We start from the raw sequence: 21,538 nt of genomic DNA, 5'->3' as shown, positions 1-21,538 counted from the left end.
CCCGGCCGCTGGCCGGGCTTGCGCTAAGTTGCTCGAATGTTCGCTTCAGGTAAGGGCGCAAGCGCCCGTGCCGGCTCCCCCTGTATCACACGTCATGAGGTCACCTTGCCGGCCGGTACGAGGAGGCCGTCGTGCCACCAGGACGCCAGGCTGTAGACGTGCGGCGCCTTGAGCAGGGTGAAATGGTTACCCGGCCCGTACCAGGTCTGCAGGTGATCCGTGTGTCGGCTCCAGCCCTCGATCATGCCGGCCTGCTCGCGCTGATTGCCCTGTGCATCCAGCGTCGGATCATCGGCCAACACCAGGCGCACCGGGCCGTTGTAGCGCTGGCGCGGCTGGTAAACCGTGCGCAGCGCAGCGCCAAAGGCACGCGCCGGCCCTTGCATCACCTCAGGCGTGGAGCGCGCCGAGAGCATGCCGACGCGCACCATGGCGGCGTGCAAGGTTGCCAGTTGTGCCGATTCATCCAGATCAACGAAGGCCTGCCGATCAATCCCGAACGGTTTTCCAGCCGCCAGTTGCAGGGTTTCGATCAGGCGCAGTAGCACGTCGGTTGCGGTGTACGGCTTGCCGGCCGCGCCCGAACTGCCCGGTGATTCACTGTCGACCAGGGTCAGCGACAACACTTCGCGCCCCTGGGCCTGCAGACGCAGAGCCATCTCGAAGGCCACCCAGCCGCCAAAAGAATGCCCGAGCAGATGCACCGGCCCATGCGGGCATTGCTGTTCCAATGCCTGCAGATAGGCCTGCGCCGCCGTTTCCACGCGGCTGTGGGGCAACGCCTTGGCGTCCAGCCCGCGGGGTTGCAGGCCATGGATCGGCCAGGCCGGCCCGAACGCATCACTCAGGCCGATAAACCCCGTGACGCTATCGCCGGCCCCCGGAATGCAGAAGATCGGTGCCTGCCCGGGCTGCCCGCTCTGAATCGTCAGCACCGGCTGGTAGGGCGTGTTGGCCGGTGTCGCCGGCAAGGCCTTCAAGGCATCGCCGATGGCCTGACCCAACGCCGCGATGTGCGGCGCCTGCATCATGCTCTGGTGGTTGCCTGGCACCCTGATGTGCCGCAGCAGGTCCGTCGGCAGAACCTGGTCCCAACCCAGCGTGTCACTGCTGCGCGAGGCCTCATCCATGCGTTCTTCGGCCGTGAACAAATGCACCGGCATGGTCAGCGGCAACACGCTGTAATGGGCTTGCGCATGGCCGTGGGCGACTTCACGGTCCAGGTAGGCCCACAAGGCGTCACGGGACAGCGCCGCCAACTGCGGTTGCAGCAAGCCGGCGTCGCAGCAGCGTCGCCACAGGGTGTCGAAGTCCATCTGTGCCGCGTCACCCTCCAACTGCCCGAGGGTGGCCAGCGCCTGTCCATCCGCCGGCCGTTGAACCTCGCAGAAGGCGCGGCACTGTTCGAGCAGGTGCAGGCTGTGGGCATGGGCCACCGACCAGCGTGCCTTGCCTTGATCGACCAGACGCGGCACGTGGGTGTCGAGCAGCCCGAGGAAGCTCACCTCCTCGTCCATGCCGATCAGCTGCGCGGCGATTTCATAGGCCAGCAAGCCGCCGAACGACCAGCCGGCCAAGCGGTACGGACCGTGCGGCTGCACGCCACGCATCATGTCGATGTGCCGTGCGGCCAGGCATTGCAGGGTCCGCAACTGCGGCTCGCCCCAGGCCACGCCTTCCAGGCCATAGACCGGAATGTCCGCATCCACATGCCGGGCCAGCGCCGGGAAATACACATTCAGCCCGCTGAACTCATGCACCAGGAACAACGGCGCCTGGGTGCCGCCGGCACGTACCGTGACCAGGCCTTGCTCAAGTGCCGGCGCCTCGCTGTGCAAGCGCAGCAGCGCGGCCATCGACGCGACGCTGGCATGTTGGAACAACTGCGCCAGGGTGACCGGCAGGCCGTCCTGGGTCAGCAGGCTGACCAGGCGAATCGCCAGCAGCGAATGCCCGCCCATTTCAAAGAAACTGTCGTGGCGCCCTACCCTTGCCAGCTTCAGCACGTGGGCCCAGTGGCCCGCCAGGCGTTCTTCCAGCGCCCCGACCGGTGCCGCATAGTCGCGGCTGAGCACCGCCTGCTCAGGCGCCGGCAACGCCTTGCGGTCGAGTTTGCCGTTCGGTGTCACCGGCAAGCTGTCCAGTTGGACATACGCGCTCGGCAGCATGTACTGCGGCAGGTGGCTCAGCAGTTCTTCACGCAATTGCTCGATCGAGCCCGGCGAACCGCACAGGTAAGCCACCAATTGCTTGCCGGCGACCTGCCCTTCACTGTCGTCGCGCGCCATGACCACGGCCTCTCGTACGCCTTCGCAGGCCAGCAGCGCGCTTTCGACTTCGCCCAGCTCGATACGGAAACCACGGATCTTCACCTGATCATCGTTACGCCCCAGGTATTCCAGGGTGCCGTCCGGCAACCAGCGGCCGAGGTCGCCGGTCTTGTACAGGCGACCCGGGCTATCGCTGAACGGGTCGACCAGGAAGCGTTCACTGCTCAGTTGCGGCTGGTTGAGGTAACCGCGGGCGATCCCGACACCGGCCAGATGAATCTCACCAGCCACCCCCAGGCCCGTTGGATGCCCATGGGCGTCCAACACATACACTCGGGTGTTGGCGATCGGACGCCCAATGGCACGTGGATGCGGGTTGGCGGCGAACACTTCATTGGCGGTGGCAATGATCGTCGCTTCAGTCGGGCCATAGGTATTGAGCAAGCGCGGCGTGTGGCCGCTGCGCAGGAACCAATGCTGCACCGCCTCCGCGCTCAGTTCTTCGCCACCCACCACAATGACCCGCACGGAAGCCGGAATGACAGTGCTGTGATCGTCCGCCAGGCCTTGCCAGAAGCGCGTCGGCAAGCTGATCACCGACAGCCGTGCCTGCGCCGCCAGGCCCCAGAACTGCGCGGCATCGGTCAACCAGTCGGCACTGCGCAGCACCAGGGTGGCGCCGCAAGTCAGCGCGCCAAAAATCTCTTCGATGGACGCGTCGAAGTTGATGGTCGCGAATTGCAGTGCACGATCCCCCTCCCCCAAGCCGGTCAAGCCACGAATCGCCTGGATCTCATTGCACAGGCCGGCGTGCTCGATCATCACGCCCTTCGGCGTGCCGGTCGAACCGGAGGTATAGAGCACATAGGCCAGGTGTTCGCTGGCCAGCCCCAACTGTGCAGGCTGCGGGTTGTGCGCGCCCAGCTCACGCCAGGGTTGCAGCGCGCTGTCCAAGGTCACCACCTGCATGGCCGGCGGCAGCGTGCCGAGCAGCGGCAGCACCGCGTATTCGCTGAGCAACACCCGTGGCGCACTGTCACCGAGCATGAAGGCCAGGCGTTGCGGCGGGTAAGCCGGGTCGAGCGGTACGTACGCAGCACCGGATTTGAGGGTGGCGAGCAAGGCCACCACCATCTGCATCCCGCGCTCCAGCGCGATAGCGACACGGTCGTCAGGCTGCACGCCAAGGGCAATCAAATGATGGGCCAACTGGTTGGCCTGGGCATTCAGTTCGGCGTAACTCAGCGCCTGGCCGTCGAACTCCAGCGCAATCGCGCCGGGGCTACGCAGTACCTGGGCCTCGAACAGGCCATGGATCAATTGATCCTGAGCCTCGTCGGTATGCGTCTGGTTAAAGTCCAGCAGCACCTGCTGACGTTCGGCCAGCGGCAGAATCTCCAGGCTGCTCAGCGATGCGTCCGGCGTACGTTCCAGGGCATCCACCAGGCTGTCGAGCGCGCCGTGCATATAGCCGCAGACCCGTTGTGCGCCGACTTGCGGGCTGACCTGAACGGTCAGGGCGAAGGCCTGGCCAAAGTCGTCGACGTCCAGCGACAGTGGGTAGTTGCTGCGTTCTTCACCGCCCAACGCGTGGATGCCGGTCCATGCCGCGATCTCTTCACTGGAGGCGGCACCGGCACTGTGACGGTAGTTGAGCAAGGCACTGAACAAAGGTGCCGGGGCGGCCACACCGCTGCAACGCTGGGCCAGGGCCAGGGACGCGTGCTCATGACCGAGCAGCGTGCTCAAGCGTGCATGGGTGGCCTTGACCCCGGCCTGCGCACCCTCGGCGCCCACGCTGACGCGCAACGGCAAGGTGTTGAGAAACAGCCCCAAGGCGCGTTCACCGCCCTGCAGCCCGCCCATCAGCACCGTGCCGAACACCACCTCATCCTGGCCGCAGACATGCGCCAGTACCTGTGCCCAAGCCACATGCATCAGGCTTGCGGCGCTGACGCCCAGTTGCCGTGCGGCGCTGCGCAGACGCTGGCCAAGGTCCTCGTCCACAAGCAGTTGCGCCGCTTCCAGCGTGCCGCCGGCTTGCACATCGTGCAGGCCGAACGGCAAGGTCGGCTCGTCGATGTCTGCCAGCATCGCGCTGAAAAACGCTTCATGCTCCTGTTCCGTCAGGCCCAGGCGCGCCTGGGCCACATAGTTGCGGTACGGCACGGGCGCGCTCAAGCGGTCTTGCTGGCCGGTGAGGAAAGCCTGCAACTCGTACTGCAAGAGATCCATGGCGAGGTGATCGAACAACATGTGGTGGAACATCAGCAGCGCACACCACTGCTGTTGCGCAACGTCATAGGCACCCACCAGGCGCATCAGCGGCGCGGCGCGCAGGTCCATGCGGAAATGCCGCGGGTTGAAACGCTCACGCAGTTGCGTACCGGCATCGCCTTCGCCGTCCAGGTGCAACTCTTCCAGGGCGAACGGCACGTGGCGCAACACCACCTGCACCGGCTCGCTCAAGCCTTCCCAGCGCATGGTGGTGCGCAGGATGTCGTTACGCTCGACCACGCCTTGCAGGGCTTGGGCAAAGGCATCGAGGCGCTCGCGGCTATCGAAACTGAACGACGCCTGCTCCAGGTACAAGTCGCCCTCATCCGCCAACAGGTGGTGATACAGGATGCCTTCCTGCAGCGGCGTCATGCCGTAGATGTCCTGTACGTTGGCCAGTTGGCCCGGCACGCTGGCAACGATGCTGTCGATCTCGTCCTGGCTGAGGCTGGCCAGCGGCAGCATCTCAGGCGTGATGCGCCGGCAATCAGCCTCGATGGCATTGGCCAGAATCACCAGCGCGCGGTGGCTGCCGACGACGTTGGCCAATCCGGCCAGGGTCGGATGGGTGAACAAGGCACCGACGTCGACCCGCAGGTCTTCCTGGCGCATGCGCTCCACCAGCTTGACCGCCAGCAACGAATGGCCGCCGAGCTCGAAGAAGTTGTCATGCCGCCCCACTTGTTCCAGCTGCAGCACTTGCTCCCAGACCAGCGCCAGGCGGCGTTCGATACGCCCTTGCGGCGCCTGGTAATCACGGCTCGCCACCGCCGACTGATCCGGGGCCGGCAAGGCTTTGCGGTCCAGCTTGCGGTTCGGCGTGAGCGGCAGCGCTTGCAGGGTGACGAAGGCTGACGGAATCATGTATTCCGCCAGCAACGGCGCCAGGTAGCTGCGCAAACCGGCGGCGCTCAGCTCGACCCCGGCATGCGGCACCACGTAGGCCACCAGGCGTTTCTCGCCGGGGCGGTCTTCGCGTGCAATCACTGCAACTTCCTTGACGCCGGCGCAGTTGCCCAGGCGCGATTCGATTTCCCCCAGCTCGATGCGGAAACCACGCACCTTGACCTGGAAGTCGTTACGGCCCAGGTACTCGATCGAGCCATCCGCCAGGTAACGTGCCAAGTCACCGGTCTTGTACATCCGCGCACCCGGTACCGGGCTGAACGGGTCGGCAATGAAGCGCTCGGCGCTGAGCTCTTCAAGGTTCAGATAACCGCGTGCCACGCCGTCGCCACCAATGAAAATCTCCCCCGCCACACCGAATGGCACCGGCTGCTGCCGGCTGTCGAGCAGGTAGATGCGGGTGTTGGCCATCGGCTTGCCGATGGTGGTGTTGCCATTGATGTCGCCGGTGTAACTCACGTAGGCCGTTGTGCAGGACACCGTCGCTTCGGTCGGGCCGTAGGTGTTGATCAGCCGTACATGGGCCGGGCGCGCCTCGTCCCAGAGCTTGAGTTTTTGCGCCGACAACGCATCCCCCGTCACGTTGATCAAGCGCACATCGCGCAGATGGGCCTGGGCCTGCTGCGGGTCGTGATGCCATTCAGCGGCCAGGGTGTGCCAGTGAGCGGCCGTCAGGTGCAGGAAGGTCGGCGTAATGGCCGGGTCCCGCGCGGCTTCGGTGCCGAACACATGGCGGCTGGGTGCCAGGGTCGCGCCCGCCAACAGGGCCGGGAAGATCTCCTCCACCGACAGGTCGAAGTTCAGCGTGTTCTGTTGCAACACGGTGTCCTGCGGCGTCAAGCCGAACAGGCGCGCGGCGTCGAGGCTGTAGTTGACCAGCCCGCGGTGTTCGATCATCACCCCCTTGGGATTGCCGGTGGAGCCGGAGGTGTAGATCACATACGCCAGGTGACGGGCATTGAGGCCTGGCACCACCGGGTTGTGGTCGGCACCCTCGACCGGTTCATCCAGCAACACACTCGGGATCGCCAGGGCCGGCAGGCGGTCCTGCAACGGACGCTGGGTCAGCACCGCCGACGGCGTACTGTCGGCGATCATGTAAGCCAGGCGCTCCGGCGGGTAATTGGGGTCCAGCGGCACATATGCGGCGCCGGCCTTGAGCACCCCGAGCAGGCCCACTAGCACCTCGTCGCCGCGCTCGGCGCAGATCGCCACGCGCTCGTCCGGGCCAATGCCCAGGCCGATCAGGTGATGCGCCAGGCGGTTGGCCCGGCGGTTGAGCTCGGCATAACTGATGCGCTGAGGTCCGAACGCCACCGCAATGGCCTGCGGCGTGGCCTCGACCTGGGCTTCAAACAACTGGTGGATAGTGGCCTCGTGCGAGTAGGCGACTTCGGTTTTGTTGAGTGCGTGCAGCAGGTAATCGCGCTCGTCCTCATCCACCAGCGCGATATGCGCCAACTGCGCCTGGTCATCGGCGACCATCGCGTGCAGCAGTCGCTTGAAATACCCCAGGTACCGTTGCAGGGTGGTTTCGTCAAACAGCGCCGTGGCGTACTCCAGGTTACCGGCGATGTGGCCTTGCACTTCCCCCAGGTCCAGGGACAGGTCGAATTTGGCGAAGCTGCTGGTCTCGCCGACCGCTTCGAACTGCAGGTCACCCATCACCAGGCTTGGGCCGTCGCTGTTCTGCCAGGTCAGCAGGGTCTGGAACACCGGGCTATGGGCCAGGCTGCGCGCCGGCTTGACCACTTCCACCACTTGCTCGAACGGCAAGTCCTGATGGGCTTGCGCTGCCAGCGTGCGCTCCCTGGCATGCGCCAGCAAAGCGGCGACGGTCAGGTCCTCGCCCGCACCAATACGCACGGCGAGGGTGTTGACGAACAGGCCGATCAGGCCTTCGACTTCGGCACGCATGCGGTTGGCGGCCGGCGAACCGATCACCACCTCATCCTGGCCGGACAGGCGGCAGAGCAACGCGCCCCACGCGGCCATCATGGTCATGTACAGCGTGGTGCCGTGGCGTTGACTCAAGGCCTTGAGCCCGGCGGTAAGCTCGACGTCGAGCAACAGGGTCAAGGTCGCGCCGCTGTAGTCCTGGCGCGCCGGGCGTGGACGGTCGGTGGGCAGCATCAGCAAGGCCGGCGCATCCGCCAGCGCTTGCTGCCAGTACTGGCTCTGTTGCTGCAACACCTCGCCACTCAACCAGCGGCGCTGCCACACGGCAAAATCGCCGTATTGCAGGGCCAGCGGCGGCAGCGGGTCCGGCTGGCCGTGGCGGAAGGCTTCGTACAGCGCCATCAGTTCACGGGTCAGCACGCCCATCGACCAGCCATCGGAGACGATGTGGTGCATGGTCAACAACAGCACGTGATGGTCGTCGGCACGCTGCAACAGTTGGGCACGAATCAGCGGCCCCTGTTCCAGGTCGAACGGTTGCAGCGCGTCGGCGCTGATGTGCGCTTGCACAGCGGCCTCGCTGTCGACGTCCAGGCGCCGCAGCGCAAAGGCACGCTCGGCCGGGTCGATACGCACCAGCGCCTCGCTGTTGTGCTGCACGAAACGACTGCGCAGGGCTTCGTGGCGCGCCACGATGGCCGTGAGCGCGCGTTCCAGCGCGTCGGCATCCAGGTGACCGCGCAGCCTGAGGGCGATCGGCATGTTGTAGGCGGTGCTGGCACCTTCCATCTGCGCCAGGAACCACAAGCGCTGCTGGGCAAACGACAGCGGCAAATCCTGGTCGCGCGGCACCGGCAAAATCGCCGGCAAGGTGCTGCGCGATGCCTGTGCCAGCACCTGGGCCAATGCGGCCAGTTGCGGGTGGGCGAACAGATCGGCCAGGGCCAGCTCCACACCCAGACGCTGGCGCACCTGGGAAATCAGGCGCATCGCCAACAGCGAATGACCGCCCAAATCAAAGAAATGCCCTTGCCGGCCAATCTGCTCCAACCCCAGCAGGTCCTGCCAGATATGCGCCAGGGTGGCTTCAATCTCGCCCTCGGGCGCTTCATACACGCCGCTGACCACGGCGTTAAGACCTGGCGCCGGCAAGGCCTTGCGATCCAGCTTGCCGTTGGGGTTCAGGGGCAATGCGTCAAGTTGCACATAGGCCGACGGCACCATGTACTCCGGCAGTGCGCTTTGCAGGTAGGCGCGCAGCTCTTCGATCTGCGGCGCGAGGCCGGTGAAGTAGGCCACCAGCCGCTCATCACGTACCAGTACCGCTGCCTCGGTTACTTCCGGGTGGGCCGCGAGCAGCGCTTCGATTTCGCCCAGCTCGATGCGCAGGCCGCGGATCTTGACCTGGTCGTCGTTGCGGCCCAAATAGTCGAGCGTGCCGTCGGTGCGGTAACGCGCCAGGTCACCGGTTCGGTACATGCGCCCGCCCGGCGTGAACGGATCGTCGAGGAAGCGTTCGGCGGTCAGCGCTTCACGGTTGAGGTAACCACGGGCCACACCGGCGCCGCCGATGTAGAGCTCACCGACGCTGCCGGTCGGCACCAGTTGCCCGTAGGCGTCCAGCACGTAGAGCGTGAGGTTGCGCAATGGCCGGCCCAGCGGAATATCGGCGGCACCGTAGCGGCCCAGGTCGGCGTCGACCGCATGCCAGGCAACCACGTCGCTGCACTCGGTCGGGCCATAACTGTTGATGAACTGCGGGCGCGGCACCTGCAGTTTTTCCAATTGCGCCAGCTTGATCGGTTCGCCGCCCAGCACCACGCGGCGCAGCCGGCTCAGGGCCGACTGCGGGTCGGCGTCGATCAGCGCATAAAACGCGCTGGGAGCCAGGTTGATGTGGGTGATCGCCTGGTCGCTGATCTGGCGCACGATGCTCGAAGGATCAAACGGGCTGTCCGCCAGGTGCAAGGTGGCACCCACGGCCAGGCTGGCGAAGATGTTTTTCTGGGTCAGGTCGAAGCTGTGGGACGTCAGCAGCAACACCGCATCGCTGGCATTAAGACCCACGTCGTCAAGGTACCAGCCAAGCATGTTGACCACGCCCTGATGCTCGACCATGACGCCCTTGGGCTGGCCGGTGGAGCCTGAGGTGTAGATCACATAGGTCAAGTGCGTGGCCGTCAGTTCGGCCACCTGCGGGTTATGCAGGTTCGAGGTGTACGCGTCATCACGGTCGAGGTCGACCACCGGCAGGCCCGGCTCGCCGGCCAGGTGCGCGGTCGCACTGTGCACCAGCAGTGCCGCCGGGGCGCTGTCCTGCAACATGTAGTGAATGCGCTCCAGCGGATAGTTCGGGTCGATCGGCACATAGGCGCCGCCGGCCTTGAGAATCGCCAGCAGGCCGACAATCAGCTCGGCGCTGCGCTCCACGCAGATGGCCACGCGGGCATCGGGCTGTACGCCAAGCTCGCGCAAGTGGTGGGCCAGTCGGTTGGCACGCTCGTTGAGCTCGCGGTAGGTCAGTGAACCGTTGCCGGCCTGCACGGCACGGGCATCCGGCGTGCGCAGCGCCTGAGCCTCGAACAGGCTGTGCACCGTGGCGCCCGGCAACGCAGTGCGCAGGCCGCCAAGACCGGCCAGCTGCTGTCGGCGCTCGTCATCATCGAGCAGCGGCACACGGGCAAGCAGCGCCTGATCGTCGGCGACCATGGCGCGCAACAGGCGCTCAAGGTAGCCGAGGTGACGGGTCAGGGTCGGCGCATCGAACAACGCCGTGGCGTAGCTCAGGGAGCCGATGATATGGCCCTGGGCCTCACACAGCTCCAGCGACAGGTCGAACTTCGCCGTGCTGTTGATCTGGCCGCTGCCTTCCAGCACCAGGTCACCGAGTACCGGTGCCACGCTTTCGTTGTTCTGCCATGTCAGCATGGCCTGGAAGATCGGGCTGTAGGCCATGCTGCGCACAGGTTTGACGATATCCACCACCTGTTCGAACGGCAGGTCCTGATGGGCCTGCGCGCCCAGCGTCTGGGCCTTGACCCGCGCCAGCAAGGTGTGCACGGTCGGCTCACCCGAGGTATCGATACGCACGGCCAGGGTGTTGACGAACAGGCCGATCAGACCTTCGACCTCGACACGGTTGCGGTTGGCCACCGGTGAACCGATCACCACTTCATCCTGCCCGGCCAGACGGGCGAGCAACGCGCCCCAGGCCGCCAGCAGCGTCATGTACAGCGTGGTGCCATGGCGTTGGCTGAGGGTCTTGAGGCCCTGGGTCAACTCGGCATCCAGTTGCAGGTTCAGCACCGCTCCGCGGAAGTCCTGCTGCGCGGGACGCGGGCGGTCGGTGGGCAAGGTCAACAGGGCCGGCGCACCGGCCAGCGCCTGTTGCCAATACAGGTTTTGCTGGTGCAACACCTCGCCACTCAACCAGCGGCGCTGCCACACGGCGAAGTCGGCGTATTGCAGGGCCAGCGGTGGCAGCGGGTCGGCCAGGCCCTGGCTGAAGGCGCCATACAGCGCCATCAGCTCGCGGGTCAGCACGCCCATCGACCAGCCGTCAGAAGCGATATGGTGCAGGGTCAGCAACAGTACGTGGTGTTCGTCAGCCATGCGCACCAGGCGCGCACGCAGCAACGGCCCGTTGACCAGGTCAAACGGGGCCAGCGCTTCGTGCTCGGTCAAAGCCTGCAACTGCTGCGCTGCATCGGCCAGCTCGCGCAGGTCATTGTGCTCAAGCACGAAGGCGCCTTCGACCGGGGTGATGACCAACCGCGGCGCATCGTTATCGACCACAAACACACTGCGCAGCACTTCATGCCGGCTGACGATCTGCGCCAGGGCACGCTCCAGCGCCAGCGCATCAAGGGCGCCACGCAGGCCCAGGCCAACCGGCATGTTGTAGGCGGCGCCGACATTGTCCATCTGCGCCAGGAACCACAGGCGCTGCTGGGCAAACGACAGTGGCAGCGCCTCGTCACGGGACACCGGCACAATCGGCGGCAGACTGCTGCGCCCCGCCTTGGCCACCGCCTGGGCGAGGGCCGAGAGTTGCGGGTGGGCAAACAGCGCTGCGAGCTCCAGTTCCACCCCCAGGTGCACGCGCACCTGGGAAATCAAACGCATGGCCAACAACGAATGCCCGCCCAGCTCGAAGAAGTGATCTTCACGCCCGACCTGCTCGACCTTGAGCAGTTGGCTCCAGATCTGCGCCAGCGCCACTTCCACCTCGCCCCGTGGCGCTTCATAGCCACGGCTGAGCAAGGCCTCCTGATCCGGAATCGGCAGCGCTTTGCGGTCCACCTTGCCGTTATTGGTCAACGGCAGGCTGTCGAGGCGCACATAGGCACGTGGCACCATGTACTCCGGCAGTTGCTCTTGCAGCCAGGTGCGCAGGGCCTGGATGTCCAACGCCTGGTGCTCGGTGAAGTAGGCCACCAGGCGCTTGCTGCCCGGCTCGTCCTCACGGGCCAGCACCACGACCTCGTTGATCTGCGGGTGTTCGCCGAGGCGGTTTTCGATCTCCCCGAGTTCGATGCGGAAACCACGGATCTTCACTTGGTCGTCATTACGGCCCAGGCAATCCAGTTCGCCCTTGGCCAACCAGCGGCCAAGGTCGCCCGTGCGGTACATCAACGCGCCCGGCTCGTGGCTGAACGGGTCCAGAATGAATTTCTCGGCGGTCAGCTCGGGCCGGTTCAGGTAACCCTTGGCGACGCCTTTGCCGCCAATGTAGATCTCCCCGACAACGCCCAGCGGGACCGGCTGCTGGCGTTGATCGAGCAGGTAAATGCGCGTATTGGAAATCGGCCCGCCGATCGGCACGCTCTCGGCATCGTCGGCCAGCGCACGCACTTCAAAGGTGGTGGCGTAGGTGGTGGTTTCGGTCGGGCCGTAGCAATGCACCAGGCGCAGCTTGGGCGCATGCTCGAGCAGGCTGCGGAACGCCGCCGGGTCCGCGCGTTCGCCGCCACACAGCAGCATGCGCAAGCCCTTGAGGGCGTCGGGAATCAGCTGTACGTACTGGTTGAACAACGCCGTGGTGGTGAACAGGATCGTGACCGCCGATTCGCTCAACACGGCGCCAAAACGCAGCGGGTCAAGCAGCGTGTCGTGGTCGATCACCACCACTTGGCCGCCATTGAGCAAGGCGCCCCAGACGTCCATGGTGCTGGCGTCGAACGCCGGGTTGGAGGCAAAGGCAATACGGTCATGGGTATTGAAATCGGCATAACCGCCGTTGATCACCAGCCGGGTGATGCCCCGATGCGGCACCAGCACGCCCTTGGGCACGCCGGTGGAGCCGGAGGTGTACATGATGTAGGCGACCGACTCGGCAGACTGTTCAAGGGCCGGGTCGTGGGCCGGTGCGTCGCTCAGGTCGAGGCTGTCCAGGTCCAGGCGCCCGCCGCCTTCGGGGGCTTGATGGGCGCTGGTGGTGAGCAGCCATTGCGCGCCGCTGTCCTGGCGCATGAAGGCTTGACGGTCGGCGGGGGCGTTGACATCCAGCGGCACATACACCGCGGCGGCCTTGCTGATTGCCAGTTGGCTGGCCAGCAAGTCCACGGAACGCTCCAGCAGGATGGCGACGCTGTCACCCGCCTGCACGCCCAGGCCGATCAGGTGGTGGGCCAGGCGGTTGGCGCGCCGGTTCAATTGCGCATAGCTCAGCGACTGTTCAGCATGAACCACCGCTACAGCGTCCGGCCGGATGCGGACCTGAGCCTCGAACAACGCGTGTACGGTCGAGGTCTCTGGGAACGGGCGCTCGCTGTCGTTGAAGGCTTCCAGCAGTTCCTGGCGCTCAGCCTCGGGCAAGACCGACAGGTCCTGCAACGGCGTACCGGGCGCCTGTTCCAGGGCATCGACCAATTGCGCCAGTGCCGCTTGCATATAGATGCAGACACGCCGCGCACCCATCCCCACCAGCGCCTGGGCATTGAGTTGGAAGCCGCTGCCGAAGTCATCGACGTTCAGCACCAGCGGGTAGTTGGTGCGCTCTTCCATGCTCAGCGCCTGAATGCCGTCCCAGGCGGCAATGTCGGCGGTGGAGACTGGCGCGGCCGCACTGTGGCGGTAGTTGAGCAAGGTGTTGAACAACGCCTGCGCCGCCGGCATGCCGCTGCAATGCTGGGCCAGCGACAAGGACGCATGTTCGTGGGCCAGCAGTTGCGCCAGTTGCGTGTGAGTGGCGCGCACTGCCTCGCGGGCCCCGTGGGCGCCAATGCTGACACGCAATGGCAAGGTGTTGATGAACAAGCCCAGCGCACGCCCTGCCCCCTCAGCGCCTTGCAAGCGGCCCAGCAGCACCGTGCCGAACACCACGTCATCACGGCCACTGACCTGCGCCAGCACCTGGCCCCACGCCAGGTGCATCAGGCTCGCGGCGCTGACCCCAAGCACCCGCGCCTGCTCGCGCAGTCGCCCGCCCAGCACGCTGTCGAGCATCAGGTGCGATTCCTCCACCCCCCTGCCGTCGCCCTGCACATTCTGCAGGCCGAACGCCAGGGTCGGTTCATCGATATCACCCAGCATCGCGCCGAAGAACGCTTCGTGAGCCTGGCGATCGGCGCCCAGGCGCGACTGCGCCACATGCTCGCGATACGGAATCGACGGCGGCAACTGTGCGCTCTGGCCTTTGAGGCTGGCCTGGACTTCCTCGATCAGCACCTCCAGCGCGGTATGGTCGAGCACCATGTGGTGGAACAACAGGATGCCGACCCAGCGCTGGTTGGCACGGTCCTCGGTGTAGGCCAAGTGCATCAGCGGAGCACGGGTCATGTCCAGGCGATAGTGGCGCGGGTCGAACCGACTGTGCAGTTGCGCCAGCACGTCACCCTCGGCCGGGTCGATGGCCACTTGCTCCAGGCCCAGCGAAGCCTGGCGCCATACCACTTGCACAGGCTCCACGAGCCCTTCCCAGGCGATACTGCTGCGCAGGATGTCGTGACGGTCGATCACGCTTTGCAGAGCCTTGGCGAACAGGTTGAGCGGTTCGGGGCCGGTAAACGAAAACAGCATGTGCAGCAGGTAGGCATCGCCCTGATCCGCTGCCAGGTGGTGGTAGAACATACCGTCCTGCAGCGGTGCGAGGCTGTAGATGTCCTGCACATTGCGCACGCCTCCGGGCACGCTGGCGACGATGCGGTCGATGCTGCTTTGGTCCAGTTCGGCCAGGGGCAGCAAGTCCGGAGTGATCTGCTCACAGCCAGGCTCGATCAGGTTGGCCGGCACCAACAGTTGCTTGTGGCCGCCCACGGCGGCCGCCAGGGCCGCCAACGTCGGCTGGCCAAAAAGGACACGCACGTCGGCGCTCAGTTCGAGCTGGCGCATGCGTTCGATCAACTTCACCGCCAACAGCGAATGGCCGCCCAGTTCGAAGAAGTTGTCGTGCCGCCCCACCCGTTCCACGCCCAGCAACTCTTGCCACAGCGCGGCGAGGGTGTGCTCCACCTCCCCTTCCGGACGCTCGTATTCGCGCCGCGCCAGGGCCTCGCCATCCGGCGCCGGCAAGGCTTTGCGATCCAGCTTGCCGTTGGTGGTCAACGGCAAGCGCTCAAGCATCACGAATGCGCTGGGCACCATGTAATCGGCCAGGGACACCAGCAACTGCCGGCGCAGGTCGGCCGCCACAAGTTCGGCGCCATCGGCGGCGATGACGTAGGCCACCAGGCGCTTGTTGCCGGGCTGGTCCTCGCGCGCAATCACCACCGCGTCACGCACGCCGTCACAGGCCGCGAGATGCGCCTCGATTTCCCCCAGCTCGATACGGAAACCACGGATTTTCACCTGGTCGTCATTGCGGCCCAGGTAGTCGATGCTGCCATCGGGCAACCAGCGGCCCAGGTCGCCGGTCTTGTACAGGCGAGCGCCGGGGCGGCCGCTGAACGGGTCGGCGATAAAGCGCTCGGCATTGAGTTCCGGGCGGTTCAAGTAACCACGCGCCACCCCGGCACCGCCCACGTACAGCTCACCCACGACGCCCACCGGCACCGGTTCACGCGCGCTGTCGAGCACGTAGAGTTGCAAGTCCGGAATACGCCCGCCAATCGGGCTGCTCCCCACCAACTGCGCATCCGCCGCTTCAAGGGCACGGTAAGTCACATGCACCGTGGTTTCGGTGATGCCGTACATGTTCACCAGTTGCGTACCGGCGTTGGCGGTACGCGCATACCAAGGCTTGAGTATCCCCGGTTCCAGCGCTTCGCCACCGAAAATCACCTGGCGCAGGGAATGCTTCAAGGCACTCTGGCCCTGGGCGGCGATCAATGAACGGAAGGCACTCGGGGTCTGGTTGAGGATGGTCACACCGGCGCTGCACAGCAGCGCATAGCATTCATCCGGCGAGCGGCTGGTCAGTTGCGGCACTACCAGCAACTGCCCACCGTGGATCAGCGCGCCCCAGATTTCCCAGACCGAGAAGTCGAAGGCGAACGAGTGGAACAGCGCCCACACGTCCTTGTCATTGAAGTTGAACCACCCTTCGGTGGCGGAGAACAGCCGCGCTACGTTGCGATGCTCGATCATCACGCCTTTGGGCAGGCCGGTGGAGCCCGAGGTGTAGATCACGTAAGCCAGGTTGGCCGAGGTCAGGCCAGGCACTTGCGGGTTCTGCATTGGCTGCAGTTGCAGGTCCGTCGCGTCCAGGTCGATCACCGGCACCGCGAGTTCGGCAACCCGCGCCTGTGTCGCCGTCTGCACCAGCACCGCCACCGGCGCACTGTCCTGCAGGGTGTAACTGATGCGGTCCTGAGGGTAGGCCGGATCGATCGGCACGTAACCGGCGCCCGCCTTGAGGATGCCGAGCAAGCCGATGATCATTTCCAGCCCGCGCTCCACGCAGATCGCCACCCGCTCATCCGGGCTTACGCCCAGGCTCAGCAGGCGGTGCGCGACCCTGTTCGCGCGCGTGTTCAGCTCGGCGTAGCTCAGGTGACTGTCTTCAAACACCACCGCGATGGCATCGGGTCGCTCGGCGGCCTGACGCTCGATCTGGTGATGAATCAACGCGGCATCGGCATACAGGCTGTCCGTGGCGTTCCAGTGTTGCAACAGTTGCTCACGCTCAAGCGCCGGCAACATGCCCAGGCTTGGCAGCGCGGCCTGTGGCGTCTGTTCCAGTGCCTGCACGAGGTTTTCCAGCACACATTGCATATAGCCGCAGATGCGTGCGGCACCAATGGTGCCGTCGGCCATGACCGACAGGCTGAAGGCATCGCCCATGTCGTTGACCGACAGGGTCAGCGGGTAGTTGGTGCGCTCCTTGCTGTCGAGGATGCCGATACCTTCCCAGGCGGCCTGCGCGGCCTGGGACACATCCCCACCGCCAAGCTGACGGTAGTTGAGCAGCGAGCTGAACAGCGGCGTAGAGGGCGCCACCTTGCTGCAGCGCTGCGCCAGCACCAGCGACGCGTGCTCATGGCCGAGCAAGCCGGTCAGGCGCGCATGGGTCGTTTTGACCAGGCTGCGTACGCCCGCCTCACTGAGGCTGATGCGCAACGGCAGCGTGTTGATGAACATCCCCAGGGCGCGGTCGGCGCCTTCGCCACCTTGCAGGCGCCCCAGCAAGACTGTGCCGAACACCACGTCATCGCGGCCGGAAACACCGCCCAGCACCCGGGCCCAGGCCAGGTGATACAGGCTCGCCGGGGTCACGCCCAATTGCCGGGCCTGTTTGCGCAGGCGCGTGTTGAGGGTGTCATCGAGTTGCAGCAGCACCTCTTCCACCCCGTGGCCATCGCCTTGCACATCCTGCAGGCCAAACGGCAGGGTTGGCTCGTCGATATCCCCCAGCATTTCACTGAAGAACGCTTCGTGTTCTTCGCGGCTCACGCCCAGGCGCGCCTGCGCCACGTAGTTGCGATACGGCACCGAAGCCGGCAATTGTGCTTCTTCACCGCGGGTGTACGCTTCGACTTCGGCGATCAGCATGCGCAGGGAGGTTGCATCGTCCACCAGGTGGTGCAACAGCAACACGGCCACCCAGCGTTGGTTGGGGGCGTCCTCGCTGTAGCCGATGCGCATCAACGGGGCCTGGCGAATGTCCAGGCGATGGTGGCGCGGGTTGAGGCAGGCGGTCAGTTGTTCAGCGATATCACCGGCGGCCGGGTCCAGGGGGATTTCATCGAGGCCCAGTTGGGCCTCGCGCCAGACTACTTGTACCGGCTCGTCCAGGCGTTCCCAGACCACCGCCGTGCGCAGAATGTCGTGTCGCGAAATCACGCCTTGCAGTGCATCGGCGAAACGTGTCAGCCGCTCGCGGCTGGTGAAGCTGAAGGTCACGTATTGCAGATAGGGGTCGCCCTGGGCGGCCGCCAGATGGTGGTACAGGATCCCCTCCTGCAGGGGCGCCAGGCTGTAGATTTCCTGGACGTTGCGTGCCCCGCCCGGCACCGTCGCCACGATGCGCTCGATGGCGTCCTGATCGAGGTCCGCCAGGGGCAGCATGTCCGGGGTGATGTGATCGCAACCCTCGGGCACACGATTGGCGGGCACCTCCACGTCCTTGCGCGCACCGGCGACCGCCGAGGCCAGGGCCGCGAGGGTCGGCTGGCCGAACAGCACACGCACATCGGCACCGAGCCCGACCTGACGCATGCGCTCGATCAACTTGACCGCCAGCAACGAGTGGCCACCCAACTCGAAAAAGTGATCCTGGCGCCCGACCTGCTCGACATTGAGCAAGTCCTGCCAGATGGTCGCGATCGCCGCTTCGACCGCGCCTTGCGGCGCTTCGTATTGACGCCGCGCCAGTGCGTCGGCGTCCGGGGCCGGCAAGGCCTTGCGGTCGAGCTTGCCGTTGGTGGTCAACGGCAAGCTGTCGAGCATGACAAACGCGGCGGGCACCATGTACTCGGCCAGATGCACCAGCAACTGGGTCCGCAGGTCGGCGGCGTTCGGCGCCATGCCCTCATCACCAATCACATAGGCCACCAGGCGTTTGTCCCCCGGCGTGTCTTCACGGGCAATCACCACGGCTTCGCGCACGCCGTCACAGGCGGCCAGGCGCGCTTCGATTTCGCCCAATTCAATGCGGAAGCCGCGAATCTTCACCTGGTCGTCGTTACGCCCCAGGTAGTCGATGCTGCCGTCTGCCAGGCGCCGGCCGAGGTCACCAGTCTTGTACAGGCGAGCGCCGGGGCGGCCGCTGAACGGGTCGGCGATAAAGCGCTCGGCATTCAGTTCCGGGCGGTTCAGGTAACCACGGGCCACGCCCGCGCCACCGACGTACAGCTCGCCCACCACCCCGACCGGCACGGGCTCGCGTCGATCATCGAGCACATACAGCTGCAAGTCCGGAATGCCCCCGCCAATCGGGCTGCTCCCCACCAACTGCGCATCCGCCGCTTCAAGGGCACGGTAAGTCACATGCACCGTGGTTTCGGTGATGCCGTACATGTTCACCAGTTGCGTACCGGCGTTGGCGGTACGCGCATACCAAGGCTTGAGTATCCCCGGTTCCAGCGCTTCGCCACCGAAAATCACCTGGCGCAGGGAATGCTTCAAGGCACTCTGGCCCTGGGCGGCGATCAATGAACGGAAGGCACTCGGGGTCTGGTTGAGGATGGTCACACCGGCGCTGCACAGCAGCGCATAGCATTCATCCGGCGAGCGGCTGGTCAGTTGCGGCACTACCAGCAACTGCCCACCGTGGATCAGCGCGCCCCAGATTTCCCAGACCGAGAAGTCGAAGGCGAACGAGTGGAACAAAGCCCATACGTCGTGATCGTCGAAGTGGAACCAGGCCTCGGTGGCGGTGAACAGGCGCGCCACGTTGCGGTGTTCGATCATCACGCCCTTGGGCAACCCGGTGGAACCGGAGGTATAGATCACATAGGCCAGGTTCGCCGGCGTCAGGCCCGCGACCTGGGGGTTGTCGGTTGATTCGTCCTGGCAGTCGCCCGCATCCAGGGTGATCACCGGCACCGACAATTCGGCCACCCGGGTGTGGGTGGCCTGTTGCACCAGCACGGCCACCGGCGCGCTGTCTTGCAAGGTGTAGCTGATGCGTTCCTGGGGGTAGGCCGGATCGATCGGTACATAACCGGCACCGGCCTTGAGAATACCCAACAGGCCAATGATCATTTCCAGACCGCGCTCGACGCAGATCGCCACCCGATCATCCGGACGCACGCCCAATGCCAGCAGGCGATGCGCGACCTGGTTGGCGCGCTGGTTGAGGGCGCCGTAGCTCAGGCGCTGCTCATCGAACACCACCGCGACAGCGTCAGGCCGTGCCGCCGCACGGGCTTCGACCTGGCTGTGGATCAGTGCGCCATCGGCATACACCGTTGCGTTGCTGTTCCAGGCGCGCAGCAGATGCTCGCGCTCGGTGGCCGGCAGGATACCCAGGGTTTGCAGCGGCGCCTGCGGAGTGTGTTCCAGCGCATCGACCTGACTCTGCAAGGCGGCATTGAGGTAGCGCGCGACGCGCTCGGCACCGATGTCGGGGCCCGCGAGTACGGTGATATGGAAATCCTCACCCAGGTCATCGAAGTTGACGGTCAAGGGGTAGTTGGTGCGTTCCTGTGCCCCGAGCGCTTGCATGCCGGCCCAGGCGGCCTGGGCTTCGGTGCTGGCGCCGGTGGCACTGTGGCGGTAATTGAGCATCGCGCTGAACAGCGGCGTGGGCGTGGCCACGGCGCTGCAGCGCTGGGCCAGGGCCAGCGAGGCGTGCTCATGTGCAAGCAGCGCGGTCAGGCGCTGATGGGTCAGCTTCAGGCCACTGCTCACGCTTTGCGCGCCGACGCTGACACGCAGCGGCAAGGTGTTGATGAACATGCCCAGGGCACGGTCGGAGCCCTCGCCGGCGTGCATGCGACCCAGCAGGACCGTACCGAAGACGACTTCCTCGCGCCCGGACACTTTGCCCAGCACTTGCGCCAGCGCCAGGTGCACCATGCTGGCGGCGCTCACGCCCATCTGGCGCGCCTGGGCACGCAGGCGCTTGCTCAAACCGCTGTCGAGCATCAGGTGGCTTTCGTCGATACCGCGACCATCCCCCTGGACGTCCTGCGCGCCGAAAGGCAGGGTCGGCTCATCGATGTCGCCGAGCATTTCGCGAAAGAACGCTTCATGCTGCTGTTGCGTCACACCCAGCAGAGCCTGGGCCACGTAGTTACGGTACGGCACCGGCTCGCCGAGGTGCTCGACCTGCCCCAGCAGGAAGGCCTGCATTTCGTGCTGCACCACCTCCATCGCGGTATGGTCCAGCGCCATATGGTGGAACATCAACACCGCCACCCAACGCCGATTCGCTGAATCCAGCGCAAAAGCCATGCGCATCATCGGCGCCTGGCGAATGTCCAGGCGATAATGGCGGGCATCGAAGCGACCTTGCAGTTGGGTCAGCACGTCACCGTCGCGCGGGTCCAGGTGCACTTCCTCACTGACCAGCGCGGCCTTGCGCAGCACCACCTGGACCGGTTCATCGAGGCTCTCCCAGACCACGGTGGTGCGCAGGATATCGTGACGCTTGATCACGTACTGCAAGGCCTCGGTGAACTGCTCCAGGCGCTCGCGGCTGTCGAACGCGTACTGCGATTGCAGCAGATACGGGTCACCCTGCTCGGCGGACAAGTGGTGGTACAGCATGCCTTGCTGCAACGGCGCCAGCGGGTAGATGTCTTGCACGTTGGCCAGGCCACCGGGCACGGCGTCGACAATCCGGTCGATGGTCGCCTGGTCCAGCGTCGTCAATGGCAGCATCGGCGGGGTAATGCGATAGGCCGGGCTCAGCCAGTCGCCACCGTTGCGGGCGATCAACTCAAGCAATTGCGCCTTGTGCCTGCGCAGGCTGTCGATCACCCCGTCATCGAGTCCCTCGTCGTCGCCCAGGATGATCAGGTCCTCCTCTTCACGTTGAAGATGGATCGCGTGAGTCGAAAGAACTGCCATCAATTCGCTGAAATGCATGATGTGACCTGCTTAAGATTCGAAAACAATGACGAAAAAAGCCCGACGTCGTGCGTAACCGAAAAACCGGGCATCGAGCGTCGGCGCATGCCTTCCATGGGCTGAGGCGCCGCTGCCGACAGGTGCAAAAAGTGATGGGATGAATGCGTGCCACAGACCTCCCCACAGGGCAGGAAAACTAAAACATCCGCACTGAGGTGTATGTCAGGGGAAGTCGGGACAATGCGCGGGGGCCCAGCGGATAAACACGCGGCAGCCGGTTTGCCCGGCTC

The 21,538-nt window shown here is 65.3% G+C and carries 1 protein-coding gene; it reads right to left on the bottom strand.

What is annotated here, in order from left to right:
* Positions 1–92 precede the first annotated feature (92 nt).
* Positions 93–21,266, bottom strand: a complete 21,174-nt coding sequence (locus H7A76_RS18785) for a non-ribosomal peptide synthase/polyketide synthase (protein ID WP_185699869.1) — start codon at positions 21,264–21,266, stop codon at positions 93–95.
* Positions 21,267–21,538 lie beyond the last annotated feature (272 nt).

The organism is Pseudomonas sp. MSSRFD41 (assembly GCF_014230245.1).
In the GTDB taxonomy this organism is placed as follows: Bacteria; Pseudomonadota; Gammaproteobacteria; order Pseudomonadales; family Pseudomonadaceae; genus Aquipseudomonas; species Aquipseudomonas piscis.
Note: the sequence above shows the minus strand (reverse complement) of the source record. Positions and strands in the feature narration are given on the sequence as shown.

Excerpts from the sequence above, each read along its gene's own strand:
- H7A76_RS18785 (WP_185699869.1), bottom strand. The coding sequence starts at position 21,266 with ATGCATTTCAGCGAATTGATGGCAGTTCTTTCGACTCACGCGATCCAT.